16 protein-coding genes are annotated in these 18,581 nt (G+C 37.9%); 8 read left to right on the forward strand and 8 right to left on the reverse strand.

Annotated features, from left to right (window positions below):
* Positions 1–4: 4 nt before the first annotated feature.
* Positions 5–3,187: a cytochrome c biogenesis protein CcsA gene (gene ccsA, locus GQO80_RS12625; RefSeq protein ID WP_157208729.1), complete on the reverse strand. Its 3,183-nt coding sequence runs from the start codon at positions 3,185–3,187 to the stop codon at positions 5–7.
* A gap of 155 nt (positions 3,188–3,342) precedes the next feature.
* Positions 3,343–3,729 carry a group III truncated hemoglobin gene (locus GQO80_RS12630; RefSeq protein ID WP_157208730.1) on the reverse strand — a complete coding sequence of 129 codons (387 nt, stop codon included), beginning with the start codon at positions 3,727–3,729 and terminating at the stop codon, positions 3,343–3,345.
* 138 nt (positions 3,730–3,867) lie between these two features.
* On the opposite strand from GQO80_RS12630, the gene GQO80_RS12635 reads away from it, so the two are divergent.
* The 3 genes from GQO80_RS12635 (at position 3,868) to GQO80_RS12645 (ending at position 6,198) form a co-directional block, all read left to right on the forward strand.
* The gene (locus tag GQO80_RS12635) at positions 3,868–4,635 is read left to right on the forward strand and encodes a Rossmann-like and DUF2520 domain-containing protein (RefSeq protein ID WP_157208731.1); all 768 of its coding nucleotides are present in this window, start codon (positions 3,868–3,870) and stop codon (positions 4,633–4,635) included.
* Positions 4,616–5,125: a KdsC family phosphatase gene (locus tag GQO80_RS12640; protein ID WP_157208732.1), complete on the forward strand. Its 510-nt coding sequence runs from the start codon at positions 4,616–4,618 to the stop codon at positions 5,123–5,125. The genes GQO80_RS12635 and GQO80_RS12640 overlap by 20 nt, the downstream gene beginning before the upstream one ends.
* 158 nt (positions 5,126–5,283) lie before the next feature.
* Complete coding sequence (locus tag GQO80_RS12645) at positions 5,284–6,198, forward strand: geranylgeranylglycerol-phosphate geranylgeranyltransferase (RefSeq protein WP_157208733.1); 915 nt, start codon at positions 5,284–5,286, stop codon at positions 6,196–6,198.
* A 144-nt stretch (positions 6,199–6,342) separates the two neighbouring features.
* Here GQO80_RS12645 and GQO80_RS12650 read toward each other — a convergent pair whose 3' ends face one another.
* On the reverse strand, positions 6,343–8,235 hold the full coding sequence (locus GQO80_RS12650) for a M61 family metallopeptidase (protein ID WP_157208734.1): 1,893 nt from the start codon (positions 8,233–8,235) through the stop codon (positions 6,343–6,345).
* Between the two features lie 85 nt (positions 8,236–8,320).
* Here GQO80_RS12650 and GQO80_RS12655 point away from each other — a divergent pair, with 85 nt between their 5' ends.
* The 5 genes from GQO80_RS12655 to GQO80_RS12675 are packed head-to-tail and all read left to right on the forward strand — an operon-like array spanning position 8,321 to position 13,548.
* The gene (locus tag GQO80_RS12655; RefSeq protein ID WP_317163238.1) at positions 8,321–9,343 is read left to right on the forward strand and encodes a glycosyltransferase family 2 protein; all 1,023 of its coding nucleotides are present in this window, start codon (positions 8,321–8,323) and stop codon (positions 9,341–9,343) included.
* A gap of 29 nt (positions 9,344–9,372) precedes the next feature.
* Positions 9,373–11,298 carry a BatA domain-containing protein gene (locus GQO80_RS12660; protein ID WP_157208735.1) on the forward strand — a complete coding sequence of 642 codons (1,926 nt, stop codon included), beginning with the start codon at positions 9,373–9,375 and terminating at the stop codon, positions 11,296–11,298.
* Complete coding sequence (locus GQO80_RS12665; RefSeq protein WP_157208736.1) at positions 11,295–12,551, forward strand: dihydroorotase; 1,257 nt, start codon at positions 11,295–11,297, stop codon at positions 12,549–12,551. The genes GQO80_RS12660 and GQO80_RS12665 overlap by 4 nt, the downstream gene beginning before the upstream one ends.
* 2 nt (positions 12,552–12,553) lie before the next feature.
* On the forward strand, positions 12,554–12,886 hold the full coding sequence (locus GQO80_RS12670; RefSeq protein WP_157208737.1) for a hypothetical protein: 333 nt from the start codon (positions 12,554–12,556) through the stop codon (positions 12,884–12,886).
* 2 nt (positions 12,887–12,888) lie between these two features.
* Entirely contained in the window at positions 12,889–13,548 is a 660-nt protein-coding gene (locus tag GQO80_RS12675; RefSeq protein ID WP_157208738.1) for an alpha/beta hydrolase, read from the forward strand.
* Positions 13,549–13,599: 51 nt separating this feature from the next.
* Here GQO80_RS12675 and GQO80_RS12680 read toward each other — a convergent pair whose 3' ends face one another.
* The 5 genes from GQO80_RS12680 to GQO80_RS12700 all read right to left on the reverse strand — a co-directional run bounded on the left by GQO80_RS12680 (position 13,600) and on the right by GQO80_RS12700 (position 18,496).
* The gene (locus tag GQO80_RS12680; RefSeq protein ID WP_157208739.1) at positions 13,600–14,301 is read right to left on the reverse strand and encodes a response regulator transcription factor; all 702 of its coding nucleotides are present in this window, start codon (positions 14,299–14,301) and stop codon (positions 13,600–13,602) included.
* Between the two features lie 4 nt (positions 14,302–14,305).
* A complete protein-coding gene (locus tag GQO80_RS12685; protein ID WP_232333181.1) occupies positions 14,306–15,874 on the reverse strand; it encodes a sensor histidine kinase in 1,569 nt (522 codons plus the stop codon).
* A gap of 77 nt (positions 15,875–15,951) precedes the next feature.
* The gene (gene coaE / locus GQO80_RS12690) at positions 15,952–16,539 is read right to left on the reverse strand and encodes a dephospho-CoA kinase (protein ID WP_157208740.1); all 588 of its coding nucleotides are present in this window, start codon (positions 16,537–16,539) and stop codon (positions 15,952–15,954) included.
* Complete coding sequence (locus GQO80_RS12695; protein ID WP_157208741.1) at positions 16,536–17,495, reverse strand: CdaR family protein; 960 nt, start codon at positions 17,493–17,495, stop codon at positions 16,536–16,538. Before GQO80_RS12695 ends, coaE begins: the two co-directional genes overlap by 4 nt.
* The gene (locus tag GQO80_RS12700) at positions 17,495–18,496 is read right to left on the reverse strand and encodes a glycosyltransferase (protein WP_157208742.1); all 1,002 of its coding nucleotides are present in this window, start codon (positions 18,494–18,496) and stop codon (positions 17,495–17,497) included. Before GQO80_RS12700 ends, GQO80_RS12695 begins: the two co-directional genes overlap by 1 nt.
* Positions 18,497–18,581: the final 85 nt, after the last annotated feature.

An 18,581-nucleotide genomic window follows, 5' to 3' on the forward strand; every position in this document is an offset into this window, starting at 1 on the left:
ACAGTTATTTTTTATAATGCCTTGCATAACCCCTGTAAGACAAAACCCCTAATAAAGCTACCATACCAACCGCAATTGCAATTACATTAGCACTCGCAATTTGTTGTCCCGATTGGTACGAGTGTAGTCCCGACAGGTAAAAATTAACCCCAAAATAGGTAAAAATAATACTTGAAAGCGCCACAATAGATACTAAGTTGAAAAGCCAGCGCCCACGAAGTCCGGGAATTAAGCGCATGTGTATAACGAACCCATACACCATAATACTAATAAGCGCCCAGGTTTCTTTAGGGTCCCAGCCCCAATAGCGCCCCCAACTTTCGTTGGCCCACATGCCCCCTAAAAAGTTACCTATAGTTAGCATAACCAAACCTACGGTAAGTGCCATTTCGTTAATAACGGTAAGCTCTTTTATGCTTAAATCCAATTTTGCCTTATTATTTTTAGTGGTGAAAATCATTAACACCAACGAAACCACTCCCAATATCATTCCTAAGGTAAACGGGCCGTAACTGGCCACAATAACCGCCACATGAATCATAAGCCAGTAACTGTTCAATACAGGCTGCAGGTTTGCTATGGCTGGATCCATCCAGTTCCAATGGGCTATCATAAGCAACATGGCGGTTACAAATGCCGTGGAAGCTAGGGTTAAATCGCTTTTTCTACCAAAAGCCAAACCAAAGAACATGGTAGCCCAAGCAACGTATATCATCGATTCGTAGGCATCGCTCCATGGGGCATGGCCCGAAATGTACCAACGGGCAATCAATCCTAGGGTATGTAAAATGAACAAGCCCAAAATAATGAACTTAAAAACGGTGGCAGCAATAGTTAGGGCCTTGTTTTTTTCCTTAAAAATTTGAACGATCAATAGCACAAACAACAACGTGCCGGCATACAGGTACCAACTGAACAAATTCTTAAAAATATCGTATTTATTGTATAAAATTTCGGCCTTAATCTTTTTATCCGATAACATCACTGAGGCTCCAAATTGATTTTGCGTTTTTTTGAACGCTGCCAAAAGCTTTTCGGCTTCAGAGAAATTACCTGTTTGTTTTGCGGTATTAAGTGTATATAAATACATTTTAAACCCGTTTTTTATGAAATTTCCATAAAGCGAATCTTCAACTTTATAAGTGCCATGTTGGTAATCATACGATGAAATCCATTTGTTGTTTTCATCATTTGGTATGGGAAATATTTTTAACGACATCCCTTCAACGGTATTGTAAAGCAAATTAACCCGTTGGTCGGCTTCCTTAAATTCTTTTTGGTACCCATTGGGTGCGTTGGTTTTATAGGCTTCATCTAAATAAGGCGCTAATTTATAATCGCCCTTTTCAGTAAAAAAATCGGCCAAGGACACATACTTTTCGTTCGCATCCACACCTATGATATGCCTAATGGTATCGGCTTTTTTCAATGCTAGATAAATGATGGGGACGTTGTACCAAAGCATGGGGCTTTCTTGCGTTGAAAGGAATATTTGGTTGGCATCAAAATTGGCATAAGTATCGTCTTTGCTTAACTTTCGAAGCATCTCTGATGCATAGGTGTTTACGGGCATCATGCGGCCACTTAAATCCTGGATTACCAAATGCCCAAAGGCATCGGCATGTTTTTTAGGCGTGATGTTGGCCGCTAAAACCGAATCTATTTGCACCTTGGTGGGCTTATGGTTGTGCCCATCGGTAGCTGAATGGGTTTGCGAAAAACCATGCAACCCAACACCTAAAAACAACAGTAACAGCAGTTTTTCCTTTTTTGCCTTTATTTTTTCCAATTGCTTTTCCAGATCCTTAAAACGGGACCCTTTGATAAATAAAATGGCCATTAAGCCGAAGTACAACATAAAATAACCGATATAGGTAAAGAATGTGCCCCAATAATCGTGGTTAACCGATAGGATGGTACCTTTTTCATCGGGATCAAAACTAGATTGAAAAAAACGGTAGCCTCCATGGTTTAAAATGTTGTTCATAAAAATTTTGTAATCAAAATTACCTTCTTTTTCATCAACTACCGTTACTTGGCTAGAATATGATGAATACCCTTTTTCGGTTCCCGGATAACGTTCGGCCTCAAAATCGTTCAACTTGATGGCAAAAGGCAGTTCCATAACTTTCGAACCATATTTAAAGGCAAAATCCAATCCGCCTACTTTTAGTTGCTTGAAGGGGTTGTTCATGCCTTTACCGCCCAATAGCCCAATGGTTTTGGTTTCGCCATTAGTGCTTACCTTTAACACCAATCCCGACTCATCATTCTTCAATATTTGAGATTTTTGTACAATATCAAACCTGCCTTTCACCACGGGTTTTGGGAATACCATTTGCAAATCGCCTATTACATAACGCGAGCGCAAAATCAAGGGCTGCAAACTGTCTTTTACCAATGTGCCCTGTGCCATGGTTGCCATGGTTAAATATTCCCCTTCAAAAGGCGACTGGATGGACAACGAACCGTTGGCATAGGTAATATTTACGGCACCACTGGTGGGTTTATTAAGGGCAAACAGCATATTGTGAATACTTTGCACTTCGCCAACCTTTAAAAAATGATTGTGTGGCCTCCCGCCACCTGCTTCAACCATTTTTAGATATTCTTCACCTTGATCATTAGGAACAATGTCTTCTTCAGCACCTTCGATAAATTTTTCTAGGGTAATGGTAATGGGTTGTTCGTGGTATTTGGTTTCAATTTCAAAATGGTTTTTTAAACGTCCGGAAAAATCGACTTCACGCTCAATGGGCAATCGTTGGGGTACCCCATCAATTTTATAATCGCCATCAACATAAGTTGTTATATAGGTTTTTTCAGAAAGAAAAGTATTTTCGGTAGCACCTTCCCGAATGGACATCATGCCCTCAAAACTGATATAACGGGTTATGAATGCACCCAACAGAATGAAAATAAAAGCCAAATGCAGTATTAAGGTGGGCCATTTTTCTATTTTATGCAATTGGAACCTATATATGTTTCCAATAAAATTTATCATAAAAAACACCATAATGGCTTCAAACCACCATGCATTGTATATCAAGTTTCGGGTGTAGGGCGTTGGCGAGGTATTTTGGCCCGCATCTAAAAACGTGCCTATGGCCATGGCCGCTGCAAAAGCTAAAAACAATATACCGGTAAGCCGCGTGGAGAAAAGAATTTTGGCGAGTTTATTTTGCATAATAAAAACCTTTTTTTGAGGTCGTGCAAATTTAAGTATTTAAGTTGAGTTGTTTTTGTTAAAATTTTTATAAGTGTTGAAACCATTACGCCAAGGGTGAACGACCGACGACTGAAAACAGAAGTGAAACTGAAAACTGCAACTGTAACTGAAAACTAATGCTGTCGTGCTTGAAAAATATTCAAGTACATAAAGGTTCCCATTTTTCGGGCGCGCTGTTTGGCATTTTGGGCATAATCGCCTTCAAAAAGCTCGTCGATGGTTTCAAACCAAAGGTTTAGCCATAAGCCAAAATGGCGTTCGGATATGGCATGGTTGTTTGCTTTATCAACCCGAATATGGGCTTCCAGTGGATTGCCCAGGTATTTTGTTTTTAAAAACAAACTGGCTTCCCAAAAAGCTGTTAGTTTTTCTAAGTGTTCGTCCCAATCTTTAATCACGTCATTAAAAAAGGGTCCTAAAACAGTATCTTTCCTAATCTTTTTATAGAACGAGGATACCAACAAATAAACATCGTCGTGGGTTTTAATATCGTGTTTCATATTAACAAATTTAAACTATTTTATTCTCTTGCTTAATCATAAAAACACAAAGTTTCAAAATTTGGGAATTTCAATTTTTTCTTTCAACTTTTAACCTTTAGCTTTTAACTTTCAACTTAACTTGCGTATTTTCGCAACATGATTTCAATTGTAGTTCTTGGTGCCGGCAATGTAGCGACACACTTGTACAAAGTGTTTTGTAAAACCCCTAATGTTTCTGTAATTCAATGGTACAACAGGAATTTAAGCGCGCTTAAGCCTTATAAAAACGAGGTTGCCATTACAGATGATTTAAACCAACTAAAAGAAGCCGATTTATACATTCTGGCCGTGAGCGATGATGCCATAAAACCATTAACGTCGCAATTGCCCTTTGAAAACCGCTTGGTGGTGCATACTTCTGGCTGTATGGGTTTATATGATATTGACCAAAAACACAAACGCGGGGTTTTTTACCCGCTTCAAACCTTTAGTAAAACTGCCGAATTGGATTTTGCCAATATACCCATTTGCATTGAAGCTCTTAAAAGTGAGGATTACCATGTACTGAAAAATTTGGCCATTGCCATAGGAAGCCCTACCAAAAAAGTAAACACCGACCAACGTAAGGTATTGCATCTGGCAGCTGTTTTTGTTAATAATTTCACGAATCAACTTTACAGGATAGCCCACGAAATAACCGAAAGTGAAGGGGCCGAATTTGACACGTTGAAACCGCTTATTTTAGAAACCGCCAAAAAAGTGCAGCACCTATCACCTTATATGGCCCAAACCGGACCAGCTAAGCGCAACGATAAAAAAACCTTAAAAAAACATTTAAAACTTTTAAAGGATCAGCACCATAAAGATATTTATAACCTATTAACAACCTCAATACAACGCACTCATGGAAGAAAAAAGCTATAAAGAATATTTAAACCACATTACCACCTTTATTTTTGATGTGGATGGCGTGTTAACCAATGCCAATGTTTTGGTAACAACTTCTGGCGAATTGCTAAGAACCATGAGCGTTAAAGACGGTTTCGCCCTAAAGTTTGCGGTAAATGCGGGTTATAATATTGCTATCATTTCTGCTGGCACAAACGATGGCGTTAAATTAAGATTGGAAGGTTTGGGCATACACGATGTATATTTGGGCGCTCACGATAAGCTAACCACATTTAAAGCCTATTTAAAAGCAAAAAACATAAAACAGGAAAACATCCTTTACATGGGCGATGATATTGCCGATTACCCAGTTATGAAGGTTGTAGGTTTACCTAGTTGCCCGCAAGATGCCGTACCTGAAATAAAAAGCATTTCCAAATACATTTCGCACAAAAAAGGAGGCAAGGGCGCCGTAAGGGATGTTATTGAACAGGTGCTAAAAGTACAGGGAAAATGGGCGTTGTAAGTCTTCAGTCACGGTGCTTGGTTATTAGAGTTTCATGTTTGTTGTTTTAAAACCTGAAACCTAAAACTTTTAATATTTAATATTCAACTTCTTAATAAACTTCTAATATTTAACCTTTAACTTCTAATATTTAACCTTTAACTTCTAATATTTAACCTTTGAATTTCCTAAACCTCATCCGTTGGAAAAATTTGTTGTTGATTGCAACCGTTCAATTGCTCATCAAGTATGCCCTTTTAAAACCCTTTGGTGTTCAAACCGCTTTAAGCAGTCTGGGGATTTCACTCCTTATGCTCGCTACCCTCTGCATTGCCGCGGCAGGCTATATTATTAACGATATTTTTGATGTGGAAACCGATTCCATAAACAAACCCGAAAAACTTATTGTTGGTAAATCCATTTCAGAGAAAACCGCTTATAATCTCTTTTTTATTTTCAATATGGTAGGTGTGGGCGTTGGGTATTATGTATCGCATTTGGTTAATAAAGATGCGTTTTTTTCGTTGTTTGTTATCATTTCGGTATTGCTGTATGTTTATGCAAGTTATTTAAAACAAATGCTTTTAGTTGGCAATATAATTGTTGCTATTTTGGTGGCGCTATCGTTGGTTATTGTGGGGGTTTTTGAATTGTTGCCTACCCTAACGCCCTTAAACCGGCAAACACAACTGTTTTTCTTTAAGATACTGTTGAATTATGCACTGTTTGCTTTTTTTATAAACCTTCTCCGTGAAATAATAAAAGATATGGAAGATATTAATGGCGATTATAAAGCGGGCATGAACACCTTGCCCATTGCCATTGGTATTGAACGCAGTGCTAAAGTGGTGTTTGTGTTAACCATTGTATTGCTTTTTGCCGTTGGATATTATGTGGTAAACGTGCTCTATAAAAACCAAATCATGGTTCTTTACTTTTTGGTGTTTATTATGGGGCCACTGCTCTACCTTGCTATCAAAATGTTCAGTGCCAACACAAAAAAAGAGTTTCACCAGATGAGCCAAGTGCTTAAATTAGTGATGCTTTTTGGAATGGGCTCGTTGTTGTTTTATCTGTTTCTTTTGAAATTATAACGAATTCGAAGTACAATTCACGAAGTACAAGGCATTAGGCACTAGGCACTAAGCACTAGGCACAAGTTACAAAGTTTAAGGTCCATGGTGTTAGCATTGGTTTTTGAAACTTTGTAATTTGTGTTTCTTAAATCACTTTTCAACCTATCCTTTCAACCAAGCTTCTCGTATATTTTTTTGTGCTTCGGTCGCATTTGGTTGCTCCAAGATACCTTCGCCCATAGTATAAGATGGGGTCGTTTTTGTTTTAATGATAACTTCTTTGCCATTTCTGTCCAATAGCACCTCAATATCTTTTCCGGGTTTCCACATATAAACTTCCTGTAGCACTTGGTTTGCATTTTGAATGGAAACAGTGGTGCCATTAATGGTTTTTATAACATCGCCCGGTTGTACACCCTGATCGTTCCAAAAACTGTTGTCCTTTACCAACTCGGTAAAAAAGATGGTGCCTTTTTGGCCGTCGCCCCCAATAATCAACTCGCCGGCGTTTTGTATGTAATTGGTTTCCACCTTTCCCTTGCCTATTTCCAAGCCCACTTTATTTAAAAACTCGTTGTAATTTATTGGAATATCGCCAACAACATGGGTCGTTAAAAAATCATGAACCGACGGATAGGTCATGCTTGCAATATCATCAATAAGTTTGTCGTCATCAAAAGGCTTGTTTTTTCCGTATTTATTTGAAAGCTCTTTCATTAACGATAAAATACCGCGTTGCCCGTTGCTTTCCTCGCGCATTATAATATCTATGCACATGCCTATTAAAGCGCCTTTTTGGTACACATTCAAGTACTGACTTTTATAAGGTTCCTTAATAACATTTTCACTCATAATGGTAAAACTCATGGCATCGTCCATGGTTTTTGAGCGTTGGATTTTTTCCATCATGTTATTATAAAACTCGCTTTCATCAATCAACCCTTGATCGACCTGAAACAGGTTTGCGAAATATTCGGTTACACCTTCATACATCCACAAATGTTTTGAAAACGTGGGGTTGTTATAATCAAAATAATGTACATCTTCAGAATGAACGCTTAATGGCGTAACTATATGAAAAAACTCGTGCGACACTACATCAACCATACTTTCTGCCAATGCGTCATCATCCATCGATTCTGGTAACACCACAACGGTTGATGTGTTATGTTCTAAAGCGCCCATCCCTTTTGGCGAGCCTTCCTTTTCATCAGACAGGTATAAAAATATATCGTATCGTGGAGTTGTGTTGATGTCGCCCAAAAAGTTTTTCTGGGCTTGCATCATTTTAAAAACCGTTTCCTTTAACGATGCAGCAGAATGCAGTTTATTGGGCGAATACACACTAAGAACAATTTTAATATCGCCCACCTGAAACTCCTCAACATCCAAATCGCCATACATCATGGGGTTATCGGTAATATCAAAATAGCGCGGTGCAAAATAACTGGTGGTTATGGCAGTACCATCGTCGCTGGTTTTTGTCCCCAAGTTTTGCAATGCCGAACTGCGCACAAAATCAACAGGGGCGGTTACATCCAATTTATACTGGTTGTTTTTTAAGGAATCGAAATAACCAATAAAACCATGCAAATTCAGCACGTAATTACTAGGCTCGATGTTTGTGCCTGCTGGCGAAAATGGTTCTTCCTTGCCTATACCGCCTTCCTTTTCCTGATCGAAAGTATCGTTAACCCAATAAGTAATCTTGTCTAGCTGTTTCGCATTTTTAATAACCCAGGTATTCAAATCGGTTTTGGTAGTGGGCATCTCATTTCCTTTGTAATCATAAGCCTTAAAATCGGCTATATACTTTCCAAAATTACTTACAGAATAAGTACCTTGAACCACTTTTGGCAAATAATAGGTAACGGTTTCGGTAGTAAAACGTCCCGGGTTTATCGTTACTGGGGCTTTATCATTGGTTACCTTGGTTAAATTAATTGCAGTTTCAATGGGCAAATTGGTAGCCAAATCATTCACCGATGTTTTTGTTGCACTACAACCCGCTAATAAAAGACCTACAAATAAAGCGGCTAAAGGTTTTGTGTTCATTATGATTTTTTATTTTGATTATTGACGCGCAAATTACTATTATGTTACATATCGGGCTCATAAGGTTTTGTTAAAAAGCGTAATTATGTATCTTCGTACCATGCAAAACAACCTTGTAAGCATTTTAACCCCCTTTAAAAACACGGAGGCCTATTTGGCAGACTGCATCACCTCTATTTTACAACAAACATACAGCCATTGGGAGCTTATCATTATTGATGATGCCTCAACCGATGCGAGTTATGAATTGGTTAACGCTTTCGCGGAAAAGGACCCAAGGATAAAACTTTTTAAGAATACGGGAAACGGTATTATTGATGCTTTGCGGCTCGCTTTGAAACACAGCAAAGGCCAATTTATTACCCGAATGGATAGCGATGATGTAATGCTACCAAACAAATTAGCGGTTTTGGTTCACAATTTAAAAACCTTTGGCGAAAAACACGTTGCTATTGGCTTGGTTTCTTATTTTAGCGCCGATGGTGTGGGCGAAGGCTATAAAAGCTACGAAACCTGGTTAAACAACTTAACCAAATCAGGAAGAAATTACGATGAAATTTACAAAGAATGTGTTATTCCCTCGCCATGCTGGATGGTTTACAAAAACGACTTGATGGCCTGTGATGCCTTTAATCCAAATTTATATCCAGAGGACTACGACTTAACCTTCCGCTTCTACAAACACCGCTACACCTGCATTCCTTGTGATAAGGTGTTGCACAAATGGCGCGATTACAGCACGCGCACCTCACGAACGCATGTTCATTACGCCCAAAACCATTTTACGGCACTAAAACTACACCATTTTTTAGCAATAGATTATAAGCCCGAAAAAACACTTACCATTTGGGGCGCCGGCACAAAAGGGAAAATAATGGCAAACATATTAATAGAAAAAAACATCCCATTTGAATGGATATGCGATAACCCAAAAAAAATAGGCAAAGCCATTTACGGAAAAACGCTCATGGAGTTTCAAGCACTTTCAAAACTTAAAAACACACAAAGCATCATAACGGTTGCCAATAAAACGGCCCAAAAAGAAATACGGCAGTATTTGGAATCATTAAACCTAGAACCCATAAAAGATTATGTTTTCTTTTGCTAAATTTGTACAGATGAAAAATCAAGACAGACATGCAGTTTAAGCACCCCGAACTTCTTTACGCGTTATTTTTACTGCTCATTCCCATCATTGTCCATTTGTTCCAATTACGGAAATTCCAAAAAATAGCCTTTACAAACGTGGCGTTTTTAAAAGAAGCGACACAACAAACCCGAAAAAGTTCCCAAATAAAAAAATGGCTCATCCTTTGCACGCGGCTTTTATTGCTTGCCGCCATTGTATTGGCATTTGCGCAACCTTTTACGTCCAATTCAAAAACCTTCAATATTAAAAATGAAACGGTTATTTATTTAGATAATTCGTTTAGCATGCAAGCAAAGGGCAACCAAGGGGAATTATTAAAACGTGCCGTACAGGATCTTATAAACAAGGTGCCGGAAAACGACAGGATTTCTTTAATAACCAACAACAACATCTACAGAAATTCCTCCATAAAATCGTTAAAAAACGATTTGCTCCAATTGGATTATTCATCCAGCAGGCTAACCGCCGAAGCTGCTTTGTTAAAAAGCCAAACGCTTTTCAGTAAACAAAAAAACACCTTGAAAAATTTGGTTTTCATTTCCGATTTTCAAGAGGATACCAGTAATTTTCAACCTAAAACCGATTCGTTAACCAACATCTACCTCATCCAACTAAAACCTATCAACACCAATAATGTGGCCATTGATAGTGCTTATATTTCGGAAAAAAACGCTACAACCCTAAGCCTTAAAGTGCTTTTAAAAAACAGTGGCAAGCCTATTGAAAACCTGCCTATTTCACTGTATAATAACGATACATTGATTGCCAAAACATCGGTGGCCCTAAGCGATAAGGCCGAAACAACCTTCTCGATGCCAATTAACCAAGAAATAAATGGCAAAATAAGTATTGATGATTCATATTTGCAATGCGACAACAGTTTGTATTTCAACATCAACAAACCAAAAAAAATAAATGTTTTGGCTGTAAATGCTGAAGACGATTCCTTTTTAAAACGGATTTTTACCGACGATGAATTCAACCTAAGCTCTTCTAGCCTAAAACTACTGGATTACAATTTGTTGGCCCAACAACAACTCATCATATTAAATGAACTGGAATTGGTACCGAATGCACTATCGGTTGCCCTGAAATCGTTTACCGAACAAGGTGGATCACTGCTTATTGTTCCATCCCATAAAATCGACAAAGCCTCCTATAACCAACTGCTGGCAAATTTCGGCACAACCTATGATGCCTTTTTAGAAACCGAAAAACGCATCACTACCATAAATTATGCACACCCACTTTATAATTCGGGCGTTTTCGAGAAAAAGGTAACAAACTTTCAATATCCAACCGTAAACAGTTTTTTTACGGTGAGTTCAGGTAATGCATCGCCTATTTTACAGTTTGAAGATGGCAAACCATTTTTATTCCAATCGCAAAACGTTTATGTGTTTACTTCGGCCTTAAACAACGAAAATTCCAACTTTAAAAATGCCCAGCTCATTGTGCCCACTTTGTATAATATTGGTAAATTCAGCTTTAAAAATGCGTCGTTGTATTACACCATAGGCAACAAAAACACCTTTGATGTTGAAACGCAAATACAGCAGGACGCGGTTTTAACCTTGGAAAAAGACGATATTAAAACCATTCCAAAACAGCAATATTTCAACAATAAAGTCATAATAAGTACTTTGGAAACCCCTTCCTTTGCTGGAACTTACACCATTAAAGATAAAAATGAAGCCATAAAACGGGTGAGCTTTAATTATGATAGGGCCGAAAGCAATTTGGTTTATAAAAACCTTTCGGAATCAAAAAACACCATGGTTGCACAATCTGTTTCCGATAGTTTTGACACGATAAAAAGTGATGCAAAAGTTAATGCCTTATGGAAATGGTTTGTTATTTTTGCACTTGTACTATTAGTTATCGAAATGGGCATCTTAAAATATTTTAAATGAACATACTTATAAAATCGGCTACCATTTTAGATTCAAAAAGCGAGTTTCACAACACCACTCAGGATCTATTGGTTGAAAACGGTGTGATTACCCAAATTGCAAGCAACATTAAAAACCCAAAGAACTATCGTGAAATCGCTTTTGAAAACCTTCATATCTCACAAGGTTGGTTTGATAGCAGCGTGTGTTTTGGCGAACCTGGTTTTGAAGAGCGCGACACCATAAAAAACGGATTGAAAACTGCAGCAGCTTCCGGTTTTACGGCGGTTGCCATGAATGCCAATTCCAATCCCGTAATCGATTCAAATTCAGATATTACGTTTGTAAACTCCAAAGGCGCCCATCATCCCGTAACCTTGTTGCCCATTGGGGCGCTAACCGAATGTAGCAAAGGCGAGCATTTAGCTGAACTTTTTGATATGAATACTGCGGGTGCCGTGGCTTTTTACGACTATAAAAAACCTATTAACAACCCCAACCTTTTAAAGATAGCATTACAATACGCCAGTAATTTTGGTGGTTTGGTATGCTCGTTTCCGCAGGAAAACAATATTGCGGGCCATGGTGTGATGAACGAACACATTACAAGCACTACCCTTGGGCTTAAAGGTATTCCTGCCTTGGCGGAAGAGTTGCAAGTGGCACGCGATTTATTTTTATTGGAATACGCGGGCGGAAAATTGCATATTCCAACTATTTCAACAGCCAAATCGGTGGCATTGATCCGGGAAGCCAAAAAGAAAAAACTAGACGTAACGTGCAGTGTTGCCATCCATAATTTATATTTTACCGATGCTGTTTTAACCGATTTCAACACCCATTTTAAAGTGTTGCCACCGTTGCGCATTCAAAGCGATGTGGATGTCCTTATTGAAGCCGTAAAAGATGGCACGATTGATATGGTTACCAGCGACCACAACCCCATGGACATAGAGCATAAAAAAATAGAATTTGATCATGCCGCATTTGGCACCATTGGGTTAGAAAGTGCCTTTGCTGCCTTACAAACCATTTTTACAACCAAAAAAACCATCGATGTTTTAACCCGAGGAAAATCGCGCTTTGGTTTGGAACAAACACCCATAAATATTGGTAACAAATTGAATATCACACTATTCAACCCCGATTTAAGATACACCTTTTCAGCAAAGCATATCCTTTCAAAATCTAAAAATGCCATTTTTGAGAATACATCCCTAAAAGGAAGCGTGTATGGCATTATTTCAAATAACCAAATGGCTTTAAACAATTAACCATGACAGAATATTATACCGAGGAAGGTCGCAAACACGCGATTATAAGTTATATTACCATTTTCGGAACCATTATTGCTTTTTACCTAAATAACGATTCTAAAAACGTTTTCGCAAGTTTCCATATCAGGCAAGCCTTGGGGCTTTGGTTAACGTTTTTTGCGCTGGGATACATGGTGGGCATCTTTGATAGCTGGTTTATTTCCTCAGGATTTTACTTGTTTTTTGCGGTTCTTTTTATTTTTGGCTTTGTAAGTGCCTTAAATAAAAAAATGCAAGCGGTTCCATTGGTTGGGGCGTTTTACCAAAAAATATTCGCTAATCTAGGAAACTAATTATGACAGATTCTTCACTTTCATTGTACCATATTGTTAGAGAATCGGCCCTAACGGAAAACGCGCCATTAATAATCATGCTACATGGTTATGGCAGCGATGAAAACGATTTGTTCTCGTTTGCTTCAGAATTGCCGGATGACTTTTTCATCATTTCGGTTCGGGCCCCCTACCCCATGCAACCCTACGGAAATGCTTGGTATGCCATAAATTTTGATGCCGACCAAGGCAAGTGGAACGACAACGAACAGGCCATTCAATCGTGCCACCTCATTGCTAAATTTATTGATGAAGCTGTGGCAACTTATCCTGTAAACAAACATAACGTAACCTTACTAGGTTTTAGCCAAGGCAGTATTTTAAGTTATGCAGTGGCATTGACCTACCCTGAAAAAGTTAAAAATATTATTGCACTAAGTGGCTATGTAAATAAAGATATTCTGCCTGCAGATATCCAACAGAAAGATTATTCCAATTTGGATTTTTATTGTTCCCACGGCAGTTTGGACCAAGTAATTCCTGTGGCTTGGGCACGACAAACCTCACCGTTTTTAAACAGTTTAAGCATAAAACACCACTATTCCGAATTTCCTGTTGGGCATGGTGTGGCGCCCCAAAATTTTTATGAATTTAAAAAGTGGTTGGTTGCGCATATTGAGTAACAAAAAAATCCAGCAGGTTGCTGGATTTTTTATACCTAAAATCTTTTTCAATTAGTTTACCACCAACCTAAAACCTTCGCCGTGAATGTTGAGGATTTCAACTTTATCGTCCAATTTTAAGTACTTGCGCAGTTTTGCTATGTAAACGTCCATACTACGCGAGGTAAAATAATTATCGTCGCGCCAAATTTTGGTAAGTGCCAATTCGCGTGGCATCAAATCGTTTTCGTGCAGTGCCAATAAGCGTAATAATTCATTTTCTTTGGGTGATAGTTTAATGGGTTCGCCACCGTTAAAACGTAAAAACCGCAGTTTTGAATTCAGTTCAAAACGCCCAATTTTAAATTCAAATTGTTTGCTGTCCGAAATGGTTTCAGTGGCTTTTCGTTGCATGATGGCTTTAATTTTCATTAATAGCACTTCACTATCAAAGGGTTTGTTCAAATAATCGTCGGCACCCACTTTATAGCCTTTTAGCACATCTTCCTTCATGGTTTTTGCCGTTAGGAACACAATGGGTACGTCGGTATTTTTTTCGCGTATTTCCTTGGCTAGGGTAAAGCCATCTTTGTAGGGCATCATAACGTCGAGGATGCATAGATCAAAGTCGTCCTTTTTGAACTTCTCAAATCCTTCCATGCCGTTTTTAGCATGAACAACGTCGTAATCGTTCATCATTAAATAATCTTTTAGAACGATTCCAAAATTTGGGTCGTCTTCTACTAACAGTATTTTTTTCTTAATTTCTTCCATTTTTTTATGATATTATTGGAAGCTTTATGGTAAATATGCTTCCTTTTTCTTTTTCACTTTCTACTGATACATGACCTTGGTGGTCTTCTACGATCCGTTTTACATAGGCCAAACCTAAGCCGTGGCCCTTTACGTTATGGATGTTTCCTGTGTGTTCTCTATAAAATTTCTCGAACACGCGTTTGGCAGCTGCTTTGCTCATACCACTGCCATGGTCTCTTATTTTTAGCAAAATATTGTTTCCAATATTTTCGGTATAGACTTCTATTTTTGGTGCTTCTGGCGAATATTTTATGGCATTGTCCAGAATGTTTACTATAACGTTTGTAAAGTGGGTTTCGTTGGCTAAAACCGACGATTTTGGGGCGTCCAAATAGGTTTTAATATAGCCTTCACGATCTTCAACTATCAGTTCAACGTGGGTGATAGCGTCTTCAATTAAGTCGTGCAGATCCAGCCTGTCTTTACTAATGTTTAATTCGTTTTTTTCAAGTTTAGATATTCGCAATACGTTTTCAACCTGGGCATGCATGCGTTTGTTTTCTTCCTTAATCATGCCTAGGTAGCGCATTACCTTTTCCCTATCATCAATAACCTTGGGGTTTTTTATGGCATCGAGCGCTAAGTTTATGGTAGCAATGGGTGTTTTAAACTCGTGCGTCATATTGTTGATGAAATCGGTTTTTATTTCTGAAATTTTACGCTGTTTTATAAGTTGGTGTATGGCGCTGGAATAGGCAATAATGATGATGGATGTGAAAATTATGGACAACACGATCATGCCCAAATTTGAAGCCATGATAAATTTTCGGTCGTCCGGAAAATTAACCAACAATTTATAGGTGCTTTGGTTGTTTTCGTTGTAAAACATAAACACGCTGTACGCTTCCTTGTCGTTTTCAAAATTATCGCTTTTTACCCGTGTTGCTAAATCGTTGCTGTAAATGGCGAATTCAAAATCGATGTCGATGCCGTCTTCTTTAAGTTTATCGGACAATAATTTGTGGATTTCTTCCTTTGTAACCCGTTTATGTATGGGCAATCTGGAAGCCAGATCTTTATAAACATCTTCAAAAACAATTTCATCGGTACTCGACATTTTATCTAAGAGCAAGAGTTTGTCTTTAGGGCTTAAATCGGCATCGGTAGTGCCCGTATTGTTTCTGTACACACGGGTTTCACGGTCGTTTAAAATACGTTTTACGTTAATGGTATCTAAACCTATGTCAAAGATCGAGGAATTAAATTTATAGTTTTCTTCTAAGGTGCCGCTTCTGTAAATAACGGTTTCCTTTGAGTCAAAATCTTCGTTTATTATGTACAAATTCCGTATGGCAGCGGTATCAACTTTAACACCTTTTGCGATTAAATCTTGTAGTTTATATACATATTCGGAATATTCCCTTTTCTCTAAGGTGTTTGAAACGTAATTAAGTGCCTTGTTGACATTAAACTTAAAGCGTTCGCGTTCGTTTTTTACTGAACCGTTTATGTAATAAGCCTGAACAAAAATAATACCTATTAGAGACAAGCTCATTAATAGGGTCAATAGGATGAATACTCGTTTGCTCATCGTTCAAATTTAACATTTTAACATTTAGTGCTCGTGGCTTTTAACCTTACATTAACAAAAATGTTAAAATTTAAGAGTTATGCTAGCGATTTCAAAATTTGGTTATGAATTTTAACAACTTGGTTTTTAGTGCTTTCAAGGTCTGTATTTGTAATCACAAAGTGCGAGCGTTTTACTTTTTCGGCATCGGTCCATTGGTTTTTAACAATGGCTTCCACGTTTTCTTTGGTTGTATTGTCCCGTTTTAAAACGCGTTCCATACGCAGTTTTAAGGGTGCTGTAACCGTAATAACATAATCGCATTGTTGGTGCCCACCGTTTTCAAATAAAATGGCAACTTCTTTAATAATGTATGGCGACGTTTGCTTTAACACCCATTTTTTAAAATGTTGCGCCACTTTTGGATGTACGATGGCGTTCATTTTTTGCAGATAGGTTTTATCGTTAAAAATGATGTTTGCAATGTAAGGCTTATTTAATTGATTATTCATATAAGCTTCATTTCCAAATAATTGAATAAGTTTTCGTTGTATAATCTTTGAAGTGGCCATTAATTTTTTGGCTTCTTCATCGGCTATATAAACCGGAATGCCCAACCCCATGAACTGTTTTGCAACGGTTGTTTTACCGCTTCCTATACCTCCTGTTAACCCTACTATTTTCATTCTATAATTATAAACTCGATGCGTTTTTGACTTATGGTAGCATTTTTAACATTTTTTGGAACCTTCACCAGTTCGGGCACCAGTACCGATTGGTTGCCAATAACCTTTCCGAAATCGCACACCACCTTAAAATCGGTAGGGGAAATGGTTTTATAATCGTCCAAACTCACATAATACGATACATTTACCTCTTTAGGAAAATATTTTAGGGTAATCGTTTCTGGAACATTGATGATGCTTACCGGTATTTTTAAGGTCCCTTCGGTAAATTTTTCAACAACTGCCTTCAATACCACCTCGGTATTTGAAAAGGTGAGGTCCTTATTTTTTTTTGGAAGCTTGAGCTTAACGGTTTCTGATATATTGGTTCGTATGTTCGACAAGGCCAAGTATTGGGTAACGACGCTGTTTATGCTGGACACCCTGTTTTTTGGCCCCACCACCACCACCGAATCGGGTTGAAGCACAAAGGGTTTCGACACATCGTAGCCGGCACTGAATTTAATATCGGAATGTAGTACAACGGGCACTTTTTTTACCATATTGATACCATACCTAAAAACCAAGGTTTCCGGCGTTATATTGAGTAATTGCACTTGGCTGCCAAATTGGGTGTTCTCTAGAAAGGCCATAGATTTGTTCCAAATAAAAACCGAGTCTTGGTTATGAACGTCCTTACTGAAATCAATTTTTATTTTTGGTTTTGAAAAATAATAGGTAAGCCATTTAAACCCACTTGTTTTTAAGGTAATATATAATGCTGTGGAATCGTTTAAAATAACATCTTCTTGGGGCACATTTACTTTTTCAATGTTAAAAGCGATGGTTTTGGTATAACTTTTTGAAAGTTTGGTAAATAATAAGATGATAAACGACAGCAGCAAAAATAAAATAAACACATTTATCTTTTTATTTTTAATGGAAGCGAGTATGTCTAATCTTAATTTTTTGAACATTATTTGAAAAATAACCTTGGAAAATACGTTTCAGGATTCTTTTTTAATAGGCCAATGGCGAATGATGATTTTAAAAACCCGTAGCCATAGCCAAAAAACTGTATCATTATTGCCACCAATGCAAACAACGAAACGGCAATGCTTTTAGTTGAAAATAGAGCCACTAAAAACGCTACACCAAAATAAAGGACATAAAGTAAAAATAATAGCTTTATATTAAAAAAAAGCAACCCCATTGCCAGTAAAAACCCTAAACTAAACAAAGTAGGAAACCAATAGGTTATTTTTTTAGTTTCGGGATGCCACTGGTTTAAAATAGGGCGCACCAAACCAAACTTATACACTTGCTTATAAAAATTGTTCCAAGAAACCCGCCGTTTATGGTACACAAAAGCTTCAGGAATCAAGGCTGTTTTATAGCCTAAATTCCAAAGGCGGATGGATAAATCGGGGTCTTCACCGGGGTGAATGGTGCCAAAACCACCCGATGCCAAAAACGCAGCCTTGGAAATACCCATATTAAAACTTCGGGGTTGAAACCTATCAACGCTATTTTTATTGCCCCGGATGCCACCCGTGGTTATAAGCGACGTCATCGAGAAATTGATGGCTTTTTGTAATTTGCTAAACGATGGATGTGCCGCATCTGGCCCTCCAAAACAATCCACAAAATTCTTGGTTAGGCTTTTTTCAACTTCCAACAAATAATTTTCGGGAAGCAAACAATCCGAATCCAAAATAAGGAAGTAATTCCCTTTGGCCTGTTTCATCCCAAAATTTCTGGAATCGCCGGGTCCTGAATTTTCCTTAAAATAATAAGCAATATCAAGTTTGCCCAAAAACGGTTCGATTGCCTGTTTTGAAACCTTGGTCGAGCCATCTTCAACAATAACAATTTCATATTTGGTTGCTGTTTTCAAGTCTTCAAAACTTTGCAAAAGCTCCTGGATCTCGTCTGGACGATTAAAAACGGGGATGATGAATGAAAATTGAAGTTGCATAACACAAATGTAACCAATCCAAACAAAAAAGCCACCTGATACAAGTGGCTATGTTTCTAAATTTTTAATCTGGTCGGTTTTTTGA

Source organism: Mariniflexile maritimum (assembly GCF_009746565.1).
GTDB classification, from domain to species: domain Bacteria; phylum Bacteroidota; class Bacteroidia; order Flavobacteriales; family Flavobacteriaceae; genus Mariniflexile; species Mariniflexile maritimum.

Coding starts and splice junctions, on each gene's coding strand:
- GQO80_RS12665 (WP_157208736.1), top strand. CDS start 11,295: ATGAACATACTTATAAAATCGGCTACCATTTTAGATTCAAAAAGCGAG.
- GQO80_RS12655 (WP_317163238.1), top strand. CDS start 8,321: ATGTATCTTCGTACCATGCAAAACAACCTTGTAAGCATTTTAACCCCC.
- GQO80_RS12640 (WP_157208732.1), top strand. CDS start 4,616: ATGGAAGAAAAAAGCTATAAAGAATATTTAAACCACATTACCACCTTT.
- GQO80_RS12700 (WP_157208742.1), bottom strand. CDS start 18,496: ATGCAACTTCAATTTTCATTCATCATCCCCGTTTTTAATCGTCCAGAC.
- GQO80_RS12695 (WP_157208741.1), bottom strand. CDS start 17,495: ATGTTCAAAAAATTAAGATTAGACATACTCGCTTCCATTAAAAATAAA.
- ccsA (WP_157208729.1), bottom strand. CDS start 3,187: ATGCAAAATAAACTCGCCAAAATTCTTTTCTCCACGCGGCTTACCGGT.
- GQO80_RS12635 (WP_157208731.1), top strand. CDS start 3,868: ATGATTTCAATTGTAGTTCTTGGTGCCGGCAATGTAGCGACACACTTG.
- GQO80_RS12685 (WP_232333181.1), bottom strand. CDS start 15,874: ATGAGCAAACGAGTATTCATCCTATTGACCCTATTAATGAGCTTGTCT.
- GQO80_RS12650 (WP_157208734.1), bottom strand. CDS start 8,235: ATGAACACAAAACCTTTAGCCGCTTTATTTGTAGGTCTTTTATTAGCG.
- GQO80_RS12670 (WP_157208737.1), top strand. CDS start 12,554: ATGACAGAATATTATACCGAGGAAGGTCGCAAACACGCGATTATAAGT.
- GQO80_RS12630 (WP_157208730.1), bottom strand. CDS start 3,729: ATGAAACACGATATTAAAACCCACGACGATGTTTATTTGTTGGTATCC.
- GQO80_RS12675 (WP_157208738.1), top strand. CDS start 12,889: ATGACAGATTCTTCACTTTCATTGTACCATATTGTTAGAGAATCGGCC.
- GQO80_RS12680 (WP_157208739.1), bottom strand. CDS start 14,301: ATGGAAGAAATTAAGAAAAAAATACTGTTAGTAGAAGACGACCCAAAT.
- GQO80_RS12660 (WP_157208735.1), top strand. CDS start 9,373: ATGCAGTTTAAGCACCCCGAACTTCTTTACGCGTTATTTTTACTGCTC.
- coaE (WP_157208740.1), bottom strand. CDS start 16,539: ATGAAAATAGTAGGGTTAACAGGAGGTATAGGAAGCGGTAAAACAACC.